Here is a 20,766-nt window from a genome sequence, read left to right on the forward strand (position 1 = left end):
AGTAATTCGCATATCACCTCTCCATTCAGATTCTCCGTGGGTGCGAGAGCGCATCTGCTTCCATACGAATTCAAGGGGATATCCCATGTCCAAGCGCATTCTCGTCTCGTCGCTCATCGGTGTCGCCGTCGTCGGCGGTATCACCGCCGGTGGACTCGCCGTGGCCGCGTCCCCCTCGAAGCCGGTCCTGAGCGACAGCTCGGTCCGGTACGTCGCTCCGACCGGCAGCGGCGCGGGTTCGCTGACCTTCACCGCGGACGTGCGTGACAACTCGGGCATCCGGGGCCTCAAGGTCATCGTGTGGCCCGCGAGTTCGAAGCTCGACCCGACCGAGGCGGAGCTGCGGTCGGTGGACAGCGCCGAGTGCCGCAGCACCTCGGACGAGACGTCCCGCTGCACCTACACGCTGAAGGTCACGCAGGAGGAGGCGGCCGAGCTGGACGAGGGCACCTGGCGCGTCTCCGTGCTGGCGACGGCCAAGGACGGCGACACGACGTTCGTGCCCCGCGCCGCCACCTTCGACCCCACCCGCTGACCCGCCACCGCCAGGCCTCTAGTGTCCTGAGTCGCTAATTCGTGTGCAGTATCCGGCGAGGGTGTGTCGAGGATGTCGTCGGCGGTCTTCGTCCACACGAACGGCTTGGGGTCCTTGTTCCACTCGTTGATCCAGCCGCGGATGTCGCGCTCGAGTTCGACGACGCTGCGGTGGGCCGAGCGGCGGAGTTTGCGGGAGGTCAGCTCGGCGAAACCAGCGCTCGACGAGGTTGAGCCAGGACGCCGAGGTGGGGGTGAAGTGCAAATGGAAGCGAGGGTGCCGCAGCAGCCACTTCTTGACCGGTTCGGTCTTGTGGGTGGCGTAGTTGCCCAGGACCAGGACCAGGACCAGGTGCAGGTCCAGGTCTTTGGGGACGGCGGCGTCGATGACCTTCAGGAAGCAGAGGAACTCCTGGTGACGGTGGCGCCGGTAGTGCTGGGCTATGACCGAGCCGGAGACGATGTCCAGGGCGGCGAACAGGCTGGTCGTGCCGTGCCGGACGTAGTCGTGCGTCATTCTCGCCGGCGTGGTCGGTGCCATCGGCAACACCGGCTGGGTCCGGTCCAGGGCCTGGATCTGCGACTTCTCGTCCACCGCCAGGACCAGGGCGTTCTCCGGCGGTGACAGGTAAATGCCCACTACATCAAGGACCTTGGTCACGAACTGCGGGTCGGTCGACAGCTTCCACGTCTCCACGATGTGCGGTTTGAGACCGAACGCCCGCCAGATCCGCGAGACGGCCGCGGCGTATCCTCATCGGCCGGAGACGCCGTACACGGGGGTACGGCCTCCGAGCGTCGGCGTAGCCCCTTCTTCGCGCGGCGTCCCCCGTCGGCCCGTTCTCCCCGAGAGGTACCCGCGTCCATGGCCGAGTCCCCCTTCAGCATCCTGTCCGAGAGCTTCGGCGCCGCACCCGATCGGTACTTCAGCCGGCTGAGGGAGCAGTCGCCGGTGCACTACGAGCCGTCGATCGACAGCTACTTCCTCTCCCGCTACCGCGATGTGAAGCGGGTGCTGACCGATCATGAGGCGTTCACCACCGAGACGTTGCAGACGCGCGCCGAGCCGGTGATGCGCGGGCCGGTCCTCGCCCAGATGACCGGGGCGGAGCACACCGCCAAACGGAAGGCAGTCGTCCGGTTCTTCACCGGGGAAGCGCTGCGGCATCAGGTACGCGCGATCCGGGCCAACGCCGCCGAGCTCGTCGCGCCCTTCCTGACCCGCGGGGAGATGGACCTCGTCAACGACTTCGGCAAGCCCCTGGCCGTTCAGGTGACGCTGGAGGTCCTCGGCCTGGACAAGCGGGACTGGCGGCGGGTCTCCGGGTGGCTCGACGGGGTCACCGAGTTCATCACCAGTGTCGCCCTCACAGCCGAGCGGCACCGACACTGTCTGGAGCGCGCCTCCGCGCTGGAAGGCTACATCGTCCCGATCATCGAGGAGCGTCGCCGCCGCCCCGGCGAGGATCTGATATCGGCCCTCTGCGCGGTCGAGTTCGACGATGTCGTCATGAGCAACCGGGACGTCACCGCGCTGATCACCAATGTTCTGGTGGCCGCCGTGGAACCCGCCGACAAGACCCTCGGCCTCCTCTTCCGACACCTGATCGAGCATCCCGGTCAGCTGGCGGAGGTCCGCAGGGATCCCGCCCTGCTGCCCGCCGCGATCGCTGAGACGCTGCGCTACACGCCGCCGGTGCAGCTCATACCCCGGCATGCGGAGAACGAGGTCGTGCTCGCCGGCACCCCCATCCCGGCCGGCGCCACCGTCTTCTGCATGATCGGCGCCGCCAACCGTGACCCCGACGCGTTCAGCGCCCCGGACACCTTCGACATCCATCGCTCGGACCTGGGCACCGCCCGCTCCTTCACCGCCGCCGCCCAGCACCTGTCCTTCGGTAGCGGACTCCACCAGTGCGTCGGCACGGCCTTCGCGCGGGCGGAGATCGAGACGGTGGCCGCGTTACTGATCCCCCTGCTCGACCAGGTCCGCTACAGCCCGGGTTTCCGCTACCGGGAGACAGGCATCTACACGCGCGGCCCCGCCGCCCTTCGGCTGGACTTCACCGCTTCCACGAGAGCGCTCGCGGCCCGTCCCTGACCGCTACCCTCACCCGGCTCCCCGGGCCGGGCCTCGCCCTTGACCACCACAGCCACGACCACCCGTACCTCCGGGAGGAGCACGCGATGACGCCGACCGACATCACCCGCGCGATCAACGACCTGCTGTTCACTCCGGGCCTCGATCTCGACACGGCCCTCGAGCGCCATTTCAGCACCGACTACCGCCAGCGCACCGACGGCGTGTGGAGCGACCGGTCCGCCTTCGCCCAGCACATCGACCGCCTCCGGTCCCTGATCCACAGCGGACACGTCGAGGTGCACGACGAGTTCCGCGACGGTCCACGCTACGCCGACCGTCACACCGTCACCCTCACGCTCCGCGACGGCCGTACCTCCCGCACCGAGGTGTACCTCTTCGGCCGCTTCGCTCCCGACGGACGCTTCGAGAGCGTCGAGGAGACCACCCTCCTGCTGTCCGGCAACACCGAGGACAGGAAACTGGGATCGGTCAGATGACACCGAAAGAAACGTTCAGGCTGAATCGGGCCGCTCCGTCCGCCCCTCCGGGCGGTCCGGGTCCCCACGCCTCTGGACACCGCGGTGCAGGCCCCCACCGCGTCCACGACCGCCCGGCGGTTCCACCGGCCGCCGGCATGCCGGGTACACCCGGCGCCCCGGTCAGAGGCCGCGCCTCGGTGGCCGCCCGCGCGGACCGACGCCGCGGCGATCGCGCCAGGCCCGAGGGCCTGACGCGAGGCCAGGCCGCCGAGGCGGCTCGCACCCGGCCCCGTCACCGCACAGAGGAAGGACCGTCATGGCGTCCGTCGAGAAGAGACTGAGCAGCGCACGTGTCCGGTTCTTCATCGCCCGGGAGGAGGAACTCGACCGCTTCGCCAAGGCCTTGGCCGGTGACGCGCAGGCGCCGTTCGCCTTCTGGCTCTTCGGACCGGGTGGCATCGGCAAGTCGACACTGCTGCGCCGCCTGGCCGACGACACGCGTGCCGAGGACCGGCCGCTCCTGGAGATCGACGGCCGCTTCGTGAGCCGCGACCCCGCCGATTTCGAACGTCTCGCCCGTCCTTTCCTGGCGGTACCCGGCACCGTCCTGTTCATCGACTCCTTCGAGCACTGCCAGTGGCTGGAGAGCTGGCTGTGGCAGCGGTTCCTGCCCCGCGCCGCCGACGACACCCTGGTGGTCCTGGCCGGCCGCCACGCACCGCAGCCCCAGTGGACCGCCGACCCGGCCTGGGCCGGGCTGCTGCACGTCCGTGAACTCGAACCGTTCTCCGCGGAGCAGGCCCGGAACATGCTGGCCACCGCGCAGGTGCCGCCCCCCTTGCGGGAGCGGATACGGCGGTTCGCGGGGGGCAACCCCCTGGCCCTGTCCCTCGCGACCGCCGCCAAGGCGGCGGACTGGAACCGGGAGGAGGTCTGGTCGCCCTCCGCCGACGTCCTGCGCACCCTGCTGTCAGGCCTGATCGGGGAGGTACCGAGCCCGGCCCACCGCCGTGCCCTGGAGGTGGCGGCCCAGTCCTACTCGACCTCCGAGGAGCTGCTCGCCGCGGTGCTCCCCGACGAGGACGCCCACCGGCTCTTCGACTGGCTCAGGAACCTGCCCTTCATGGAGCCCACCCACCGCGGGCTGCACCCGCACGACGCCGCACGCGAGACGCTCTCCGCCGACCTGCGCTGGCGTGCCCCCCACGCATTCCTTACGATGCGCCAACGACTCGCTGACGAGTACCTGCGTCTGCTGCGCGAGGCACCCGACGAAGAACGGGTGTGGACCGTCACCGACGAACTCTTCTACCTCTTCCGTGAAGGAGAGATCGTGGCGCGCCTGCGCACCTGGTCCCGTGAGGACGAGGTGCACGACCGGCCCCTCCACCCGGACGACCTGGACGTGGTGCTGCGCATGGCCGAGCAGACCGAGGGACCGGAGTCCGCCGCGCTGGTGCGCTACTGGGCACGACGCCAGCCACAGGCGTTCAGCGTGTACCGGCTGGTGAGCACCGGCAGGATCGTGGCGTTCACCGCCCGCCTCGCCCTGCCCGCTCCCGCCGACCCCGAGGACCTGGCCACCGATCCCGTGGTGGCGGCCGCCTGGTCGTACGCCGACGCCACCGCACCGGTGCGTCCCGGCGAGCACATCGGCATCAGCCGCTTCTCGGTCTACCCCGAGCGCTACCAGGTTCCGTCACGCGTCATCGACCTGAGCAGTTCCCGCGCGCAGGCGGAATCCGCCCGCGCCGTCGGACGCGCCTACGGCTTCGCCGTCTGGCAGGACGCCGAGACGTGGTCCGCGCGCGTCCGGGGCAGTCTCACCGATACCGGTGCGCGGCCTCGGGTCGGCGCGCATACGTACGGCGTGTTCGCCGTCGACTGGCGCCGGGTGCCCGTGGAGACCTGGCTGCGTCACTTCATCGCGGACACCTCCATCCCCACCCAGGCCGGGCCGTCCGGCGTCTCGCGCGACATGTTCGACCAAGCCGTACGCGAGGCCCTGGCGCACTGGCGCGACAAGGGCGCCTTCGCCGCCTGCGCCCTGACGCGCACCCGTCTGGCGGCCGATCTCGGCGAACCCGCCGAGGAACTGCGCACCCTGCTCCGCCAGGCCGTGGACGACCTCGCGCACGACCCGCGCGGGGTGCGTGCCCGCGACGCTCTGACGGCCGGCTATTTGTCCGGTGCGCCCACCCAGGAGGCGGCCGCCCGCCGCCTGGGCCTGCCGTACGGCACCTACCGGCGCCACCTGCGCCAGGGTCTGGACCTGCTCAGCGAGGCGCTGTGGCAGCAGGAGTTGCATGGGTCCCGGTGACCGCGAGGAACCGGGAGCCGGTCGTATCGCCCTTGGAACGAGTGAGCAGGGGTGGACAGTGATGGACAGTGCCCGCCCGCTCCCGGCCTGGCAGGTGGACAGCGGTCGAGCCGAGTCTGTGTGCCATGAACGTCGGACGCACGCCGAGGGATTCGGCAGCCGCAGCGAGTCACCGGCCGGGCGTGCTGATCGCCGCGCGTGCCGTCCAGGGACTCGCCGCATCGGCGCTCGCCCCGGCCTTGGCCCGGTTCCCCTCCGAACCCGGGCGCGGCGAGGCGCTGGGTATATGGGGTGCGGTCACCGGGGCCGGCGGAGCGGGCGGCGTCCTGCTGGGAGGGGCCCTCACCCAGACGTGGGGGTGGCCCTGGATCTTCCACTCGGTCGCCATCGGATCGGTGCTCGTCCTGGCCTCGGTGTCGGCCGCGGTCCCGCCTGGGGCCGGGCGAGGAGCGGGACGCGCTGCCGGGCGAACGGTCCGGCGGTTCGATCTGACGGGCACCAGCACCGTCACTCTCGCCCCGACGTGCCTGGTGGGGTGCCTGGCCACCGCGCGGGAATCCGGCTGGACGGAGGCAGAGTGCTGGGCGCCGTGAGCTCCGCCGCCGTCCTCCTGGCGGCCTTCGCCGTGATCGAGGTCCACCGGCGGGATGCCCTGGTGTCGCCGCGGCTGCTCACCACCGGCCGGTGGCCGCCGGAGGGACGGTCCCAGCGGCGGCGTCACCGGCATCCACGTGCTGGCCGTTCGAACAGACCGGCGACCACGCCATCGTCCGCATCGAGGAGTCCTGGAGCGGTGCCCCGGTCGTCGCCGCTCCCGCCGCTCCGGGCAAGGCATCCACTACTCGCTGGGGAGCTGGATCGGTCGGCTCAGGACCCGTGCCGAGCAGGGTGTCTGACTCCCTGTCGCCACCCCGCGGTCGCCCGTGCACCGAAAGGTTCCCACCATGACCTCCTCCCAGCCGTACCTGACCGGCCACTACACTCCGGTCGCCGATGAGATCACTGTCACCGGTCTGACCGTCGACGGCAGCCTGCCGCCGGAACTGTCCGGCCGCCTGCTACGCAACGGCCACAACCCCCAGCCGGGTGTGACCCCCGCGCACTGGTTCAAGGGCAGCGGCATGGTCCACGGCATCCGCCTGCGTGACGGGCGGGCCGAGTGGTACCGCAACCGGTGGGTCCACACTCCCGCCCTGGACGGCGCCCCCTACATGACCCCACACGGGCCGGACCTGACCGTCAGCACGGCCGGCACCCACGTCATCGAGCACGCCGGACGGCTGCTCGCCCTGTGCGAAGCGAACCTGCCCTTCGAACTCACCCGGACACTGGACACCGTCGGCGCCTATGACTTCCACGGAAAGCTGCGCACCGCGATGACCGCTCATCCCAAAGAGGACCCGGTGACCGGCGAACTCCACTTCTTCGCCTCCTCGCCATTCCCTCCGTTCCTCACCTACCACGTCGCGGACGCCAAGGGCGAGATCGTCCACAGCGCGGAGGTGCCTGGCGCCACCGCAGCCCTCAAGCACGACTTCGCCGTCACCCGGCACCACGTGGTCTTCGTCGAGGGCAACGTCACCTTCGACCCGACCGATCGGTCCGGCATCCCCTACCGCTGGAGCGACCGGCAGCAGGCGCGCATCGGCATCCTGCCTCGCGGCGCCGACGGCGCCCGGCTCGTCCGCTGGTTCTCCATCGAGCCGGGAAACATGCCACACATCGCCAACGCCTACGAGGACGGCCAGGGCCGCGTCGTCCTGGAAGGCCCCGCCGTGGACCGAGAGGGTTTCCGGCTCTCGTGGAACTGGTGGACCGGCGCACCCGGCCGCGGGGCCGAGCCCGCCTCCCGCTCCTACACCCGCCGCTGGATCGTGAACCCGGTGGCCGGCAGCGTGGACGAACAGATCATCGACGACCTGCCCGTGGAGTTCCCCACCCTCAACGGGAACCGCCTGGGCTCCGAGCACCGCTACCAGTACGCCGTCTCCTTCCCGGACGAGGAGGGCTACGGCGGCTACGGCGTGGTGAAGTACGACCGGACCACGGGCGCCCGCCGCATCCACCAGGCCGGCGACGCCCGCATGCCCGGCGAAGCCGTCTACGTCCCCGCCGCCGGAGCCACACGGGAGGACGACGGCTATCTGCTCACCGTCGTCTCCGACCTCAAACAGGACGCCTCGCAACTCCTCGTCCTCGACGCCTCCGGCCTCGATCGCATCGCCACCGTTCATCTCCCCCGCCGCGTCCCCGCGGGGGTCCACGGCTCGTGGATCCCCGACGACGGCACGACCGACGATCAGAACTGACCCACCGCCGGTCCGAGCGCCTCCGGCACGACCCCACTCGCCCCGATCCCCCGGGCACAGTCCGATGACGCACGAGATATCTCCCGTGGAGAGCACCCCGAGGGCCCGCGGCTGAATCAGCCGTCTACTCGGACATACCCCCACGGTGGCCGTCGCGCGGGATCCGTCGTGGGCGGTCGCGGCTCAACCGGCACGGCTCTGTGTCCAGTCCTCGCGCGGGACGAGGCCGGACCGGCCGCCGCCGGCGTCAGCGCCGGGCGTGCTTGCGTCGGCCGGTCAGCAACAGGAAGGCCCGAGGGCCAGCAGGAGTGCGGCACCGGGGAGCGCGGCCGGTACACCGCCCGCACTCCCGGTACGCCGAGACCGCGGCCGCTGTGTACCCGGCGGCGTGCCCACCACCCGGTACACGGCAGCAGACCCGGAGGCCGGACGGCAGGGTGCCGGATGCCGCGGAAGGCAGGGCAGGGTGAGGCCAGGTCACCAGTCGGTGCGGAAGTGCAGGGACGGGGTTCGGACGGTCCGCAAGTCGCTCTCCAGATCGCCGGTGCGGCGCGCGTACTCCGGCGGGAGACCGCAGGCTCCGCGACCGACACGCCGTCAGCTCTTTCGATCTGGTGACCGTTGTCCGTGTCCGAGCGTTCCCGCGCTGTTGCTTCTTTCTCTACGGGACCGGTGGTCCGTGCAGGTAGTCCCCCCTCTCGTCGTAGGGCCAGGCGTTGGGATGACAGCCCCGCAATCCCCTGATCTGCTGCATCATGGCCGGTGCCGGCTGGTTCGGACCGGGACAGGTCTCATGGCCCCGGCCGATCTCGTGCCCCACCTCGTGGTTGATGATCAACGCCCGGTATTACCTCTATGGGGCCGTCGAACCGGGGTGAACCCCGCACCCATAGCTTCAGGTTGACCACCACCGAGTGATCGATACGGCAGTTGACGTTTCCCTTGCTGCTCGGCGTGGTCACGTGACAGAGCCGGTCGGTGGTGCCGGGGGTGGCGACGCGCACGGTGAAGTCCACGGGCCCGGACGCGACGAGCCGGAACCCGTACGCGGGGTTCCTGGTCCATCCCCGCCGGTCCCCGAGGACCGCGGCAACCGTCCGGGCGGCCTCGTCCGGATCGAGCGCGACGCCGTCCTCCACCTCCACCCGGTAGGTGCGGGCGCGCCCGCACCCCTGCCGTTCGCCGGCGACGCGCGAGGCGGAGAAGGTGCCCGGTCCGTTCCGCGGCACGGGCACGGAGGGCGCGGGCCCGGAGCTCTCCGCCGGCGGAGTCGTTTCCGGTGCGGCCGTCGGAACTGTCGGAACCGTCCGGCCCGGAGTCACCGGCGGGGTGCGGGAGGGGGTCGTGCCGGGCGGTTCCGCAGACGGTGCGGACCGCGCCGCCCCGTCCTCCTGTCGTTGCGACACGGCCACACCGCCCGCACCGAGGAGCAGCGCGGCCACCGTGGTCAGCAGAACCCTTCTGTTGTGTCTGCGCTGGCGCCTTGCGGCTGTACGGGTGGTGCGAGAAGCGCGTCGGTTCATGGTGCCGTTCGGCGATGTCGAAGGGGGTGTCCACGGACAAGATCGTGTTCTTGAAGGCCGCGGAGCCGTTTCCGCGGGAGCCCGCCGGGATGTACCCGCGGCCGCCCGTGAAACTGGTTCCGTGTACATGTGGAGGGTGTTATCCGTCGTGCGGTTCCGGTGGGAGGCGGTGTTGCTGTCGACCTTCTGGCGAGCCCAGCTCGGTGAGGCGTCCCCCGGAGTGTGGACACGGGGACTCGTGCCGCGCGCGTGAGCGTACGTGCTCTCCGCTGTTGTTGTTCGAATTCGGGTGCTGAGAGGTAGGGGCCTTCCCCGGAAGCGTGGACACTGTTCGCCACGCGGCACCGGCCGGCGTAACTGATCGCCGTTCAAAGGCGATCGGGCTGAGGCGGCCAAGCCTTTCGCTCCGTCAGGAGTTGTGGCGGGTGACCACCGGAACACGACGAGACGGGCCGCACCCACCCCTGACCAGCGTTCCTTTCCTTGCGGGGTCTCCCTCCGACGAGCAGATACGTGATGTCGCCGACGAACTCGGTGTTCAGCCCGCCCGCGGTGAACTCACGCGGCAGCGGGCCCAGCCTCTGCTGGAGTACTGATGCCGTAACCGCAGGTGGGGTCGTGGCCCCGTCGTTGGTGGTGGCAGCGGCGGGCTTGGGCTGACTGCGGCGCCGGATGTGCGACCAGTCCGGCCCGGTCCCGAGGAGCTGGAACGTCGGCCTTCGCAACCCGTTTCGATGCCCCGGCGTCCAACTGCATGACGGACGAGTGCGATCACCAGGGAGGGCACGTGGCGAAGAAGAACCTGACGGCGGACGCGGCGGAGGAGAGGGACCGCGAGAAGTGGATGGCGCGATTCCAGGTACGGCTGGCCATGCAGCCGGGCGTGGACCGGGCCGTCGTGCTCCAGGCGGTCAAGGAGGTCACGGCCCACTGCGGGGACACGGGAGAGCACCCGCAGAGGGCCTTCGGCGACCCGGACGCCTACGCCGTACAGGCCGCCGCGCGGCTGGTACCGGCGGACAGGGCGGCGCGCACGAGGCGGCAGGACGCCGTGGTGGAGGCGCTCGGCTCCGCACTCAAGAAGGCCGGGGACGTCGCCGGTCTGTGACTGGTCGAAGTGACGTCCGCCAGGGCCGGGCGGCCCCATCGACGGGGCCGCACCGCGCTGGTTCGAGCGGTACCTCGACCCGGGAGAGGGCCTCTGCCTGCCGAGCGGCCAGGACGCCGCTTGTGACCCCTGGCCTGTGCAAGCAGCTCTCATGATGGAGGGAGCGGCGGAGCTGCCGGAGCCGGTTGGTGTGCCGTGTCGGCCGCCGTCACTCCCTCCAGGCGAGGTGGTGACGGCGACCGGCGGTGCGGGCCTGGTTCAGGTGGTGCATACGGTGCCGGGGGCGGGGAGTTCCCCGGTGGTCAGGTAGTGGTTGGTGGCTTTCTGGACGCACTCGGATGCCAGGAACATGCTGTAGTCGTCTCCTTCGTGGGCGAGGACGACGCTGCCGGGCAGCTGGGCGGCCATGGCCGCACCCGCCTGGAACGGTGCGAGGGCCTGGTGGGTGGACTGGAGGACCAGTGCGGGCGGAGCGCCGTGGATCGGGGCGCCCGCTGTGACGGTCTGGGCCGGGGTGGGCCAGCCGAGGCAGCCGGCGATGGCCTTGTAGGAGCGCACGGCACCGCCGAGGTGCGGGGATACCCGGGCGAGAGCCTTCCCCAGACGGGCCAGCTGGGCGAAAGTGCGCACAGGGCGGGCGGTGTCGAGACAGGCGGGCACCTGTACCTGGACCGGGTCGAGGGTGTCGTCCGGGTTGATGGTGAAGTCGGTCGAGTCACCCGACTGAGCCTTGACGATGGCGTTCGCGAAGTCCGGCCAGGTCCGTCCGGACAGGGTCAGGTAGTCCTGGGTGGCCTCACGGATGTCCTCACCGCTCAGCGGCTGGTGGGCCCTGCCCCCGGTCGGGATCGGGGCGCGGTCCGCACGGGCGACGAGGGCGTCGTACTCGGCCGCGGCGTCCTTGCCGTGCAGCGCGCAGTCCTTCGACGTGGCGCACCACGCGGTGAAGCGGTTGAAAGCCGTCTCGGCGGTGGCCGCCTCCTGGGTGACCCGGGTGAGAGGCGAGACGGTGTCGTCCAGAGCGGTGTCGAGGACCATGGTGCGCAGCCTGCCGGGGAACAGCTTGGCGTAGGTGCGCCCGAGCAGCGTGCTGTAGTGGATGCCGTACCAGTTCAGCTGCTTTTCGCCCAGCCCGATCCGCACCGCCTCGAAGTCCCGTGCGGTGCTGGTCTGGTCGACGTGGGCGGTGAGCCGGCCGTTCCGGCGCCCACAGTCCTCGGCGAAGGCCCGGTTGTGGTTCACCAGCGCCTTGAACGCCGCCTTGTCCTTCGGGAAGTGGCTCACTGAGGCGGGCTTGAGCGGTTTCGCGCAGAGGATCGGCGTGCTGTGCCCCACTCCACGCGGGTCCACCGCGACCACGTCGAAGTTCTGGGTCATGGCACCGGCGAAAGACGGGAAGTGGATGTGCATCGCCAGTCGCAACTGCTCGATGGAGGAACCGCCGGCTCCGTCGTTGAGAAGCAGGGTGCCCTGACGGTGCGCCTGGTCATCCGCCGGACGGCGGACCATGGCAAGGGTGGTGCTCCCGGCGCGGGGGCGGGACCAGTCCACCGGAACCTGAAGCGATCCGCACTGCATGCCCGCGAAATCAGTGTCCGCGCAAGGACGCCAGCTGATAGCGCTCGCGGATTGCCGGTAGTCGGCGTTCTCCGTCGTCGCGAGCGCCGGTGCGGCGATGGTGGCTGTGAGCGCGGAGAGGACCGCGACGATCCAGGCTGCGGTCTTACGGGTTCTTGTCATGGCGACTTTCCTTGGTCGGGGCCTCGTCCTGTGCGGATTCAAGGCGTTGTTCCGGGTGCTGTGGGGCGTTGTTCCGGGTGCTCGGGGAGGACACGGGCGAGCTGAACCGGTGAGTGTTCGGGAGCGTCGTCTCAAGGGGTGGGCGGGGTCCAGTCGGCCGGCAGGCCGGACTGGGAGAGGACGGAGTTGAGGCTGTAGTAGTCCTGGTCGGAGGCGATCCGGTGGTGGGCGTCGAGGTCGAGGAGGGTTGCCATCGGCACGGCGAACGGCTTGGGCGCACCTTTCAGGTGGCCGGAGTAGACCGATTCGACGGTGATGTGGTCACCGTCGCGGTGGGTGGCCTTCACTGTGACGTGGACGTCGTCGATGAGGCTGTCGGTGCGGGCCTTCCAGCCGGAGACGTCCTGGCGGCCGTGGAAGGTGACGCCCAGGCCCTGGTCGGTGTAGGTGCTGTCCGCGGTGAACAGGTCGCCGAGCGCTTGGGGGTCGGCGCCGTTCCAGGCGGCGGCCCACGCGGTGACGGCCTTCGGCGGGCGCTCCTGGTCGGGCCACGCGACGGCGGCGGTGGTGCCGAGTACGGCGCAGACGGCCGTGGCGCTGATCAGCACGGTCAGGATACGGCGCGGGCTGGACTTCATGATGGGGCTCCTTCGAGTGGCGCCTGTGGTTGAGGTGGCCGGTCGGGACAGGGGAACGTTCGATGAGTACGTGTCAGGGGACCAGGACGACCTTGCCGGAGACGGTGCCGGACTCGGCCAGCCGCAGCGCCTCGGCAGCCTCGACGAGCGGCAGTCGGGCGGCGATACGGGCCGTGACCTCACCACGGCGCACGGCCGCGAAAACCTCGGCGAGATCGGCGCCCGACCGAGCCCGGAAACGATCCCCACCCAGCACCCGGCCGGGGCGGAGATCGACTCACGGGCCGGGCAGCTGCCCCGGCGGTGCGTCGTCGCTGTCGATCAGCCCTCGGCGGCCTCCAAGGCGGTGTCGGGGATCCAGGACCCGTGAATGCCGGCGGTCACACGGCGGGGCAGGTGAACGGTGGCGATCCGGTCGAGGCCTACGGCGTCCAGGACCAGCAGCTGTGAGGCGTCCTGCTTGAGGTCGGAGACGACGGTGAGGAGATAGCCGTCGTCCTCGTTGGTGGCACCGGCGGCGGGAACGAACACCGCTTCACTGGGCAGCCGGGCATCGCCGATCTGGTGGATGCGGCGGGCGCCGGTGGCGCGGTCGTACTTGACGACGCCGTAGCCGCCGAAGCCTTCCTGGTCCGGAAAGGACACCGCGTACTGGTAGCGGTGCTCGACACCGAGACGGTCCTCGTTGAGGGTCGGGAACTCCACCGCGAGGTCATCGATGATCTGCTCGTCGACCGTGCCGGCCACCGCGTCGATCACCCAGCGGCGCATGTAGGAGCGGGTGTTGGGCTCGGTGCCGCGGCCGGGCGCGCCGACCCACCAGTTCCACGAGAGCCGGAACCCCTCGCGGTCCACGGTGGGGCCTTCCAGGACGATGCGTCCCTGGCCGTCCTCATAGGCGTTGGCCGCGTGCAGCATGTTGCCGGGTTCGACGGAGTACCAGCGGATGTGCTGGGCACCTTCGCCTCCCCGGGGCATGACGCCGATGCGGGGCGGCCACTCGTCGCTCCAGCCGTACGGAATGCCGGAGTGCTCGGCGGGGTCGAAGGTGACGTTGCCTTCGATGAAGACCACGTGGCGGCGGGTGATGGCGAAGTCGTGCTTGAGAGAGGCGGTCGCTCCTGGGACCTCGGCGCTGTGGACGACCTCGCCCTTGGCGTCCGCGACGTAGTACGTCAGGAACGGCGGGAACGGTGAGGAGCCGAAGAAGTGGAGCTCTCCGGTCACCGGATCGACTTTGGGGTGCGCGGTCATGGCGGTGTTCACCCGGCCGTTGAAGTCATGGGCGCCGACCGTCTCCAGGCTCCGGGTGAGCTCGAAGGGCAGGTTGGCCTCACAGAGCGCCAACAGGCGGCCGGCGTGCTCGATGACATGGGTGCCGGCGGTGCTCGCGGTCAGGTCGGGCCCCCTGTCGGTCATGTAGGGGGCGCCGTCCAGGGCGGGAGTGTGGACCCACCGGTTGCGATACCACTCGGCACGGCCCTCGCGGAGCCGGATCCCGTGGACCATGCCGCTGCCCTTGAACCAGTGTGTCGGGGTGACGCCGGGCTTGGGGTTGTGGCTGTTGCGGATCAGGCGGCCGGTCAGCTCCGGGGGCAGGCTGCCTTCGACGGACAGATTGGTCGCGGTGATCTCATCGGTGACGGGGGTGTAGTGGCCGGTCAGGTAAGGCTTCGTAGCAGCCATGGCAGAGAACTCCCTCAGTGGATGCGAGGTGCGAGACGTGCGAGGTGTGTGGTGCACGGTGTGATGTTCGTCAGGCAAGTTGTTCCGAACGGGTCTTGAGGTGGGTGAGCCAGTTCTCCAGGGAGTCGTGAAGGGCCCTGCCGAGGTGGTCGGTCGCGGCGTCGACCGGTGCGCCGCTCCAGGACTCCTCGGTGCGGACGATGACGTGATCGCCGACCTGTTCGAATGTCCACACGTGGACGCCGGTGATGCCGTTGGCGGGACCGCCCCAGACGATCCGCTCGCCGGGGACCAGTTCGTGCACGGTGGAGATGATCTCCAGGCCGTGGGTGCGCCAGCGGAAGGAGTCGCCTGGCACCAGCAGACCGTTGAGTTCGGCCTGGTCGATGTCCGTGTTCCAGGTGGGCCAGGCGGCGATGTCGGTGTGCAGGTCCCACACCGTCGCGAGCGGGGCGTTGATCACGATGCTCAGACGGACACGGACGGGGGCGGTCTCGTCGATGGTGAACATGACTGCGGGTTCCTCTCTCTGGATGACACGTTTCGGTGAAGCGGCTGATCCATGGCGCGGCTGGTCCATCGATTCAGCCTGATCCGGATTTCCGGCGGTTCAGGCGGGTCGCGGGCCGGAAGCAGGGCCGGGTGTGGAAGCACCGGCCGTGGCGGTGATGGTGGTTGTGGTCCGCTGGCTGATGCGGCGGGTGAGGAACTGTGCGAGAAGGGCTGTCAAGGCCAGGACCCCGGCGGCGACGGTGAAGGCCGCGCGGTAGCCGGCGGTGAGGGCCTCCGGATGGGGTTGGCGGGTGGCCGCGTGGGCGGTGACGGAGCCGGCCAGGGTGGTGAGGGCGGCGAGGCCGATCGCGCCTCCGACCTGGCGGGCGGTGTTCACCAGCCCGCCGGCCAGCCCCGCGTCCTGTCGCGGAACGCCCTCCACGGCGAATGCGGTGAGCTGCACGAAGGCGATGCTCAGACCGAGGCCGATCAGGATGCTCGGGCCGAGGACGTCGGCGAGGTAGCTCCCGTCGGCGCTGATCCGCGACAGCCACAGCAGCCCGGCCGCCTCGGTGAGCAGGGCCGTCGTCACGGTCGCGGGGCCGCCGATGCGCCGGGAGATGCGAGGCGCCAGGGCGGCGCCGAGCATATTGGCTCCGGCGAGGGGGAGTTGGCCTGCACCGGTGACCAAGGGATTCGATCCGAGTACCAGTTGCTGATAAAGCGGCAGGAAGAAGAACAGGGCGATCCAAACAGACCCGAGCAGCGCCATGAGCAGGTTGCCCGCCGCGACCCGGCCGGTGGTGAACAGCCGCGGTGGCATCAGCGCGTCCGGTCGGCGAAGCTCGATCACCACGAAGGCACCGAGCAACGCGACGGCACCGAGGAGGGCCCCGAGGACCCGGGCGTCCGCCCAGCCGGCCCCACGTGCGGTGGTCAATCCCCAGACCAGGCAGGTCAGGGCGAGTGTGACGGTGGCAGTCCCCAGCAGGTCGAACCGCCCGGCGTTCCGGCCGGCCGTCGCCCGTGGCACGAGGGTCGCCACGGCGACCAGGATCAGCGCCGCCCCGAGCGCGACGGCGTGGAAGATCCAGGGCCAGCCCCATGCCTGGGTGAGCAGACCGCCCAGCAGGACGCCGCCCGCCCCTCCCGCGCCGGAGACCGCGCCCCACACGCCCAAGGCCCGGCCACGCCCGGGGCCGGACGGATACAGGTCCATCGTCAGAGCGAGCGCGGCTGGGGCGATGGCGGCGGCTCCGAGGCCCTGTACGGCGCGGGCCGCGATCAGCACGCCCGGGGAGGCGGCCACGCCGGCCGCCAGCGAGGACACCGCGAACAGCGCGAGGCCGGCCATCAGCACCCGGCGGCGCCCGAGCAGGTCGGCCGTCCGTCCACCCGCCAGGAGCAGCGCACCGAACGCGAGGCCGTAGGCGTTGACCACCCACGTGGTGCCGCCGTCCGACAGGCCCACACCGGCACGAATCTGGGGCAGTGCCACGTTCACGATCGAGGTGGCGAGCATGACGGTGAACTGGGCCGCGGCGAGTGCCGCGAGCACGGCCGCCGGCCGAGGTGTCGGGGGCGTCCGGCCCTTTTGTATGCGTCGGAGGTTCATGACGCAGAGCTTCGTGCCGAGCGCCGCCCACTTTCCAGGCCCGGCAGGCGCGGACACTGCCCACTCCTGTCCGCACCTGTCCACCCGGCCCTGCCGGAGCCAGGCCCCTCACTGAGCTTGACTCTGCCGGGGATCTTGGAGTTCCTCGGTGGGGAGTGTTCAATGATCGGCGGATCCGATGATCAAGGAGACGCCAGATGAGCGACACGACCATCGAGCAGATACCGGGCAGTGAGGCGGCGGAGGCCGTGCCGGCGAGTGACGAGCAGTTGGTCGCGATGCCCGTGGACCGGGCCCGCAGCGAGGGTCTGCAGCTGACCGGGGAGGGCGGGATGCTTCAGCAGCTGACGAAGCGGGTGCTGGAGTCCGCCCTGGAAGGCGAGATCACCGATCACCTCGGATACGGCAAGCACGACGCCGAGGGCCGGGGCAGCGGCAACTCCCGCAACGGAGCGCGGGCGAAGACGGTGCTGACGGATGTCGGCCCGGTCGAGGTCAGGATCCCCCGGGATGTGGCGGGCACGTTCGAGCCGGCCATCGTGAAGAAGAGGCAGCGGCGCCTGTCCGGAGTGGACGAGATGGTACCAGTTTGCGGACGGTGGCCTGGTGCAGCCCGAGTTTCCGTCCGATCGCAGCCTTCGACATCCCCTGTTCCCAGAGCGCGTGGGCAGCGGCGTGCTGTTCACGCAGTCGGGTCACGATCTTCAACTCTCCCGGTGGCTGGACCACCTCGGGCTCCGCCTCCGGTCCGTCGGGCATGCCTGCAGGTCCGGCAGACGGTTCGGCCAGGCGGGAACGATGAGCGTTCACCGTCTTCTCGACCGCCTGGCCGAGGTTGGCCCACAGGTGATAGCGATCAGCGACCTGCTCGGCCCGCGGCGCCCCGATCCGTGCCCCCTCCAAGTAGCCGCTGGAGCGGTCCCGGCAAATCACCTTCACCTCAGGGTGGTCGCGGAGCCAGGCAGCCAGGTCCTCGCCTTCGCGGCCGTCGTAGAGATGCAGCGGACGGTGGGTGGCCATGTCGATCAGCACCGTGCCGTAGTGGCGGGCCCTTGCGGAAGGCGAAGTCGTCGACGCCGAGGACTTCCACCTCCCCGACGTCCGGCTCGGGCAGGGCCCTGACCAGTCGCAGCAGCATGTCCTTGCCCACGGTGGTGCCGACCACGGAGGCCAGGCGGGCTCCCGCCCGGCCGGCCAGGGCCAGCCCGATTTGCGTCAACACCCCACGCGGCAATGGGGTCGGCCGACTGTGCGGGGTCGTCAGTCCCGCGACCTGTTCGGCAAACGTCACCGCCGGGCAGGCAGAGTTCTCGCAGCGGAAGCGGCGTATGCATAACTCGATCACGACACCGAGCCCGCCCACGGCCAGGTCGCCCAGCTTGCGTACATACCGGCCGCGCACCCGTACCGAGCTCCGGCCGCACCGACAAGCCGCGGTTGCTGCCCGCACCCGCGTTCGCAGCACCACCTTGTCCGGCCGCCGCTCAACCTCCTCGATCACCAGCGCGGACAGGTACGGAAACAGCTTCAAGAGCACATCACGAGAGCACGCGATGCATGATCGCGAACAGACGACACGACCCGCTCAATCGTCCAGATCACAAGATCGTCGACAGAACCCGGATCTTCACGTGGATCGCGTCGATGAAGACCACCGGATAGACCGCGTCCAGGGGCCGGTTCTGCCACTCGGCCATGCCGTCGAGGACCTTGTCCGTGATCGTGGAGATCGTCTGACGCGACACCTCGGCGCCATAGACCTCGGACAGGTGGGCCTGGACCTCACCGGTCGTCAGGCCCTTCGCGGCGAGCGAGATGACCATCTCGTCGACGCCGGAAAGGCGTTTCTGCCGCTTCTTGACGATCTTCGGCTCGAAGGAGCCCTCGCGGTCGCGGGGCACGGATATCTCCACCGGGCCGACATCGGTCAGCACGGTCTTGGCCCGGGTGCCGTTGCCCGAGTTGCCGCCGTTCTTCCCGGCGGGATCGTGCTTGTCGTAGCCGAGGTGGTCGGTGATCTCGCCCTCGAGAGCGGACTCCAGAAGCCGCTTGGTCAGCTACTGGAGCAGCCCGCCCTCGCCGGTCAACTGCAGGCCCTCGGCCTGAGCCCGACTCACGAGCTCGTCGATCAGCCGGTCGTCCATGGACGTCGGCACCACAGCCTCAGGCGGCTCGACGGTCTCAGCCTCGGTCACGTTGTTGCTGGTCATCGATGCATCTTCCATGATCCGGAGTTACACCGAACGTTTTACAGTCCCGCCCCCGCAGTCCCCGTCACCCACCTGCTGCGGGAGATCCGAGAGCTGGGCTACACCGGCGCCGTGCTTGGCCTCCCGTTCCCCCGATCGGAGGAACGGTCTTCCACCGACGGAGGGGACGGTCGGCGGTGCCCGGCGGCAGCCGCCGACGGCCACCCTGGATGGGTGGTCGTCCCGAGTAGCGGAGGGCCACGCGGAGAGTCAGAGAACGGACGACGTGCTGCGTGTCCGCGGCCGATCAGAACGTCGCCACGGCATAAGCGAGTGAGGAAAAGTTATGCGTTACATCATTGTGGGTGCCGGCAGTGTCGGCTGCACCATCGGCGCGTGTCTCGCTTCCGCGGGCCTCGATGTCGTCCTCGTCGCCAGAGGCGAACACCTGCGGACCCTGCGGGCGAAGGGACTCAGACTGACGACGCCGACGACCGAATCACATCAGTGGATCCAATCGGTCGCGGGCCCGCAGGATCTGACGCTCGACCCCGAGGACAGGTTGCTCCTCACCACCAAGAGCCAGGACTCCACGCAGCTCCTGGAGCAGTGGGCCTCCCGCCCGGTACAGGGGGGCGGCCTGGCCGGTGACATCCTGCCGGTCTTCTGTGTGCAGAACGGCGTCGAGAACGAGCGGACGGCACTGCGCCATTTTTCCCGTGTGTATGGAGTGTGCGCCTGGCTGCTGGCCAGCGTGACGGCGCCGGGTCACGTGGACGTGGCGGCCAGCCAGACCTTCGGCGTTTTTGACCTGGGACGCTATCCCCGTGGAACCGACGAGGTGAGCGCGACGACCGTCGCCGACCTCCGCGAAGGCGGCTTCTTCGCCTTCGAACACCAACAGGCGGCGCCGTGGAAGTACGGGAAGCTGCTGTGCAATCTCGGCAATGCAGTACAGGCCGCCTGCGGCCGTACGCACTCGGAGCCGGTGGCGACGCTGTGCAAGCTCGCCCGTGACGAAGCTCTGGCGTGCTACCGGGCAGCGGGCATCGCGCACATCGACCTCCCGTCGACCATGGCTGCTCGCGGAACCACCATCGAAGGCGTCCAAGGCGCCTGGGCCACCCGGCTCGGTAGTTCGACGTGGCAGAGCCTCATCCGGAACTCGGGCACAACCGAAGTCGACTATCTCAACGGCGAGATCTCGCTGCTGGGCCGGCTGTACGATGTGCCGACGCCGACCAACGATCTGCTCCGGCAGGTCGTCGACGAGCTCGCCCGATCATGCCGCGCGCCTGGTTCCCTCGACGCCGTGCACTTGCTAAGGCGTCTGGAAGGCTCTGTCGGCGCGCGCCTCGACCTGCACACGCAACCGGCCCTGACGGCCTGATCGCAGAGACACGCCTCAGGAAGCGGGTGCACCGTTCCCACACGGTAGCGCGTGCCAGCAACCCGGGCGCCTCGGGGCAGCAAGCCTCTGACCTGTGCTGCTTCCTATTGATCCGAAACGCTTGAGGGGCCACGAAGTTTCCGGACAGGCACCCAATAGGGTTGTCCTGAACAAGGAAACGAGGAAGAAGTGGCGCCACCCAGTAGGTACTCGCCGGAGTTCCGCGAGGAAGCCGTCCAGATCGCGTTGAGGTCAAGCAAGACGATCTCCGAAGTCGCCCGGGAACTTGAGCTGAACTCGGAGACTCTGCGCGGCTGGGTGAAGAAGTACCAGAAGCAGCAGGAACCGGCCCACGATGCGGAACTGACGGTGAACGAGCGGGCGCGCCTGAAGGAACTCGAACGACGCAACCGCGAGCTGGAGATGGAAGTTACCTTCCTGAAAAAAGCCGCAGCGTACTTCGCGAAGGATCCCCGGTAGCAAGCAAGTACGAGTTCATCGACGAGATGCGGCTCGACACCGAGAAGTACGCATACAGCGTCGAGTTCATGTGCGGCCGACTCGGCCAGGGCGGTTGCAAGTTCCGGGGTAGTGCGGCTGGTCGGGTAGCGACCGGTTGGGGTGCATAGCAGAACAGGCACGGGCTTCGTGATCATTGTG

General features: G+C 69.6%; 17 protein-coding genes and 5 pseudogenes. 10 read left to right on the plus strand and 12 right to left on the minus strand.

All coding sequences use genetic code 11. The features are described 5' to 3' along the window. Positions 1 to 85: 85 nt before the first annotated feature. Entirely contained in the window at positions 86 to 535 is a 450-nt protein-coding gene (locus ACGFS9_RS31515; RefSeq protein WP_393258110.1) for a DUF5707 domain-containing protein, read from the plus strand. A gap of 18 nt (positions 536 to 553) precedes the next feature. On the opposite strand, the pseudogene ACGFS9_RS31520 reads toward ACGFS9_RS31515, so the two are convergent. Beyond that, positions 554 to 1,273, minus strand: a pseudogene (locus tag ACGFS9_RS31520) (IS630 family transposase); the annotation flags it as partial. 126 nt (positions 1,274 to 1,399) lie between these two features. Between ACGFS9_RS31520 and ACGFS9_RS31525 the strand changes: the two are divergent. From ACGFS9_RS31525 to ACGFS9_RS31545, 5 genes are all read left to right on the plus strand, one after another. Continuing rightward, the gene (locus ACGFS9_RS31525) at positions 1,400 to 2,635 is read left to right on the plus strand and encodes a cytochrome P450, cyclodipeptide synthase-associated (protein WP_393258112.1); all 1,236 of its coding nucleotides are present in this window, start codon (positions 1,400 to 1,402) and stop codon (positions 2,633 to 2,635) included. Between the two features lie 86 nt (positions 2,636 to 2,721). Next, a complete protein-coding gene (locus ACGFS9_RS31530; protein WP_393258115.1) occupies positions 2,722 to 3,114 on the plus strand; it encodes a nuclear transport factor 2 family protein in 393 nt (130 codons plus the stop codon). 298 nt (positions 3,115 to 3,412) lie between these two features. Beyond that, positions 3,413 to 5,416, plus strand: a complete 2,004-nt coding sequence (locus ACGFS9_RS31535; RefSeq protein ID WP_393258118.1) for an ATP-binding protein — start codon at positions 3,413 to 3,415, stop codon at positions 5,414 to 5,416. Positions 5,417 to 5,541: 125 nt separating this feature from the next. Continuing rightward, positions 5,542 to 6,009, plus strand: a complete 468-nt coding sequence (locus ACGFS9_RS31540) for an MFS transporter (protein ID WP_393258121.1) — start codon at positions 5,542 to 5,544, stop codon at positions 6,007 to 6,009. A gap of 351 nt (positions 6,010 to 6,360) precedes the next feature. Further along, positions 6,361 to 7,725: a carotenoid oxygenase family protein gene (locus ACGFS9_RS31545; protein ID WP_393258124.1), complete on the plus strand. Its 1,365-nt coding sequence runs from the start codon at positions 6,361 to 6,363 to the stop codon at positions 7,723 to 7,725. A 661-nt stretch (positions 7,726 to 8,386) separates the two neighbouring features. Here ACGFS9_RS31545 and ACGFS9_RS31550 read toward each other — a convergent pair. Together ACGFS9_RS31550 and ACGFS9_RS31555 are read right to left on the minus strand one after the other, a co-directional pair. Further along, complete coding sequence (locus ACGFS9_RS31550) at positions 8,387 to 8,545, minus strand: hypothetical protein (RefSeq protein ID WP_393258148.1); 159 nt, start codon at positions 8,543 to 8,545, stop codon at positions 8,387 to 8,389. After that, positions 8,517 to 9,377: a DUF3152 domain-containing protein gene (locus ACGFS9_RS31555; protein ID WP_393258127.1), complete on the minus strand. Its 861-nt coding sequence runs from the start codon at positions 9,375 to 9,377 to the stop codon at positions 8,517 to 8,519. Before ACGFS9_RS31555 ends, ACGFS9_RS31550 begins: the two co-directional genes overlap by 29 nt. 658 nt (positions 9,378 to 10,035) lie before the next feature. Here ACGFS9_RS31555 and ACGFS9_RS31560 point away from each other — a divergent pair. Further along, entirely contained in the window at positions 10,036 to 10,356 is a 321-nt protein-coding gene (locus tag ACGFS9_RS31560; RefSeq protein WP_327372513.1) for a hypothetical protein, read from the plus strand. A 258-nt stretch (positions 10,357 to 10,614) separates the two neighbouring features. Here the strand turns inward: ACGFS9_RS31560 and ACGFS9_RS31565 are convergent, their stop codons facing one another. From ACGFS9_RS31565 to ACGFS9_RS31590, 6 genes and pseudogenes are all read right to left on the minus strand, one after another. Next, the gene (locus ACGFS9_RS31565; protein WP_393258130.1) at positions 10,615 to 12,096 is read right to left on the minus strand and encodes an alpha/beta hydrolase; all 1,482 of its coding nucleotides are present in this window, start codon (positions 12,094 to 12,096) and stop codon (positions 10,615 to 10,617) included. A gap of 131 nt (positions 12,097 to 12,227) precedes the next feature. Next, positions 12,228 to 12,734, minus strand: coding sequence for a nuclear transport factor 2 family protein (locus ACGFS9_RS31570; protein WP_393258133.1), 507 nt, complete (start codon positions 12,732 to 12,734; stop codon positions 12,228 to 12,230). A 73-nt stretch (positions 12,735 to 12,807) separates the two neighbouring features. After that, positions 12,808 to 12,996 (minus strand): annotated as a pseudogene (locus ACGFS9_RS31575) (zinc-binding dehydrogenase); the annotation flags it as partial. A 59-nt stretch (positions 12,997 to 13,055) separates the two neighbouring features. Further along, positions 13,056 to 14,420, minus strand: coding sequence for a carotenoid oxygenase family protein (locus ACGFS9_RS31580; protein ID WP_393258135.1), 1,365 nt, complete (start codon positions 14,418 to 14,420; stop codon positions 13,056 to 13,058). A 70-nt stretch (positions 14,421 to 14,490) separates the two neighbouring features. Next, positions 14,491 to 14,931, minus strand: a complete 441-nt coding sequence (locus tag ACGFS9_RS31585; RefSeq protein ID WP_393258138.1) for an SRPBCC family protein — start codon at positions 14,929 to 14,931, stop codon at positions 14,491 to 14,493. 99 nt (positions 14,932 to 15,030) lie between these two features. Beyond that, positions 15,031 to 16,527 carry an MFS transporter gene (locus ACGFS9_RS31590; protein WP_393258140.1) on the minus strand — a complete coding sequence of 499 codons (1,497 nt, stop codon included), beginning with the start codon at positions 16,525 to 16,527 and terminating at the stop codon, positions 15,031 to 15,033. A 278-nt stretch (positions 16,528 to 16,805) separates the two neighbouring features. Here ACGFS9_RS31590 and ACGFS9_RS31595 point away from each other — a divergent pair. Next, positions 16,806 to 17,111, plus strand: a pseudogene (locus tag ACGFS9_RS31595) (transposase); the annotation flags it as partial. Here ACGFS9_RS31595 and ACGFS9_RS31600 read toward each other — a convergent pair. From ACGFS9_RS31600 to ACGFS9_RS31610, 3 genes and pseudogenes are all read right to left on the minus strand, one after another. After that, positions 17,023 to 17,568, minus strand: a pseudogene (locus tag ACGFS9_RS31600) (transposase); the annotation flags it as partial. The pseudogenes ACGFS9_RS31595 and ACGFS9_RS31600 overlap by 89 nt on opposite strands. Continuing rightward, positions 17,468 to 18,064 carry a transposase family protein gene (locus tag ACGFS9_RS31605; RefSeq protein WP_393258142.1) on the minus strand — a complete coding sequence of 199 codons (597 nt, stop codon included), beginning with the start codon at positions 18,062 to 18,064 and terminating at the stop codon, positions 17,468 to 17,470. The pseudogene ACGFS9_RS31600 and the gene ACGFS9_RS31605, both read right to left, overlap by 101 nt. Positions 18,065 to 18,146: 82 nt before the next feature. After that, a pseudogene (locus ACGFS9_RS31610) lies at positions 18,147 to 18,671 on the minus strand (transposase); the annotation flags it as partial. A 391-nt stretch (positions 18,672 to 19,062) separates the two neighbouring features. On the opposite strand from ACGFS9_RS31610, the gene ACGFS9_RS31615 reads away from it, so the two are divergent. Beyond that, on the plus strand, positions 19,063 to 20,106 hold the full coding sequence (locus ACGFS9_RS31615) for a 2-dehydropantoate 2-reductase N-terminal domain-containing protein (RefSeq protein WP_360616057.1): 1,044 nt from the start codon (positions 19,063 to 19,065) through the stop codon (positions 20,104 to 20,106). A 189-nt stretch (positions 20,107 to 20,295) separates the two neighbouring features. After that, positions 20,296 to 20,586 carry a transposase gene (locus ACGFS9_RS31620; RefSeq protein WP_393258145.1) on the plus strand — a complete coding sequence of 97 codons (291 nt, stop codon included), beginning with the start codon at positions 20,296 to 20,298 and terminating at the stop codon, positions 20,584 to 20,586. Positions 20,587 to 20,766: the final 180 nt, after the last annotated feature.

The sequence above is a fragment of the Streptomyces sp. NPDC048566 genome (assembly GCF_043199735.1).
Classification (GTDB): Bacteria; Actinomycetota; Actinomycetes; order Streptomycetales; family Streptomycetaceae; genus Streptomyces.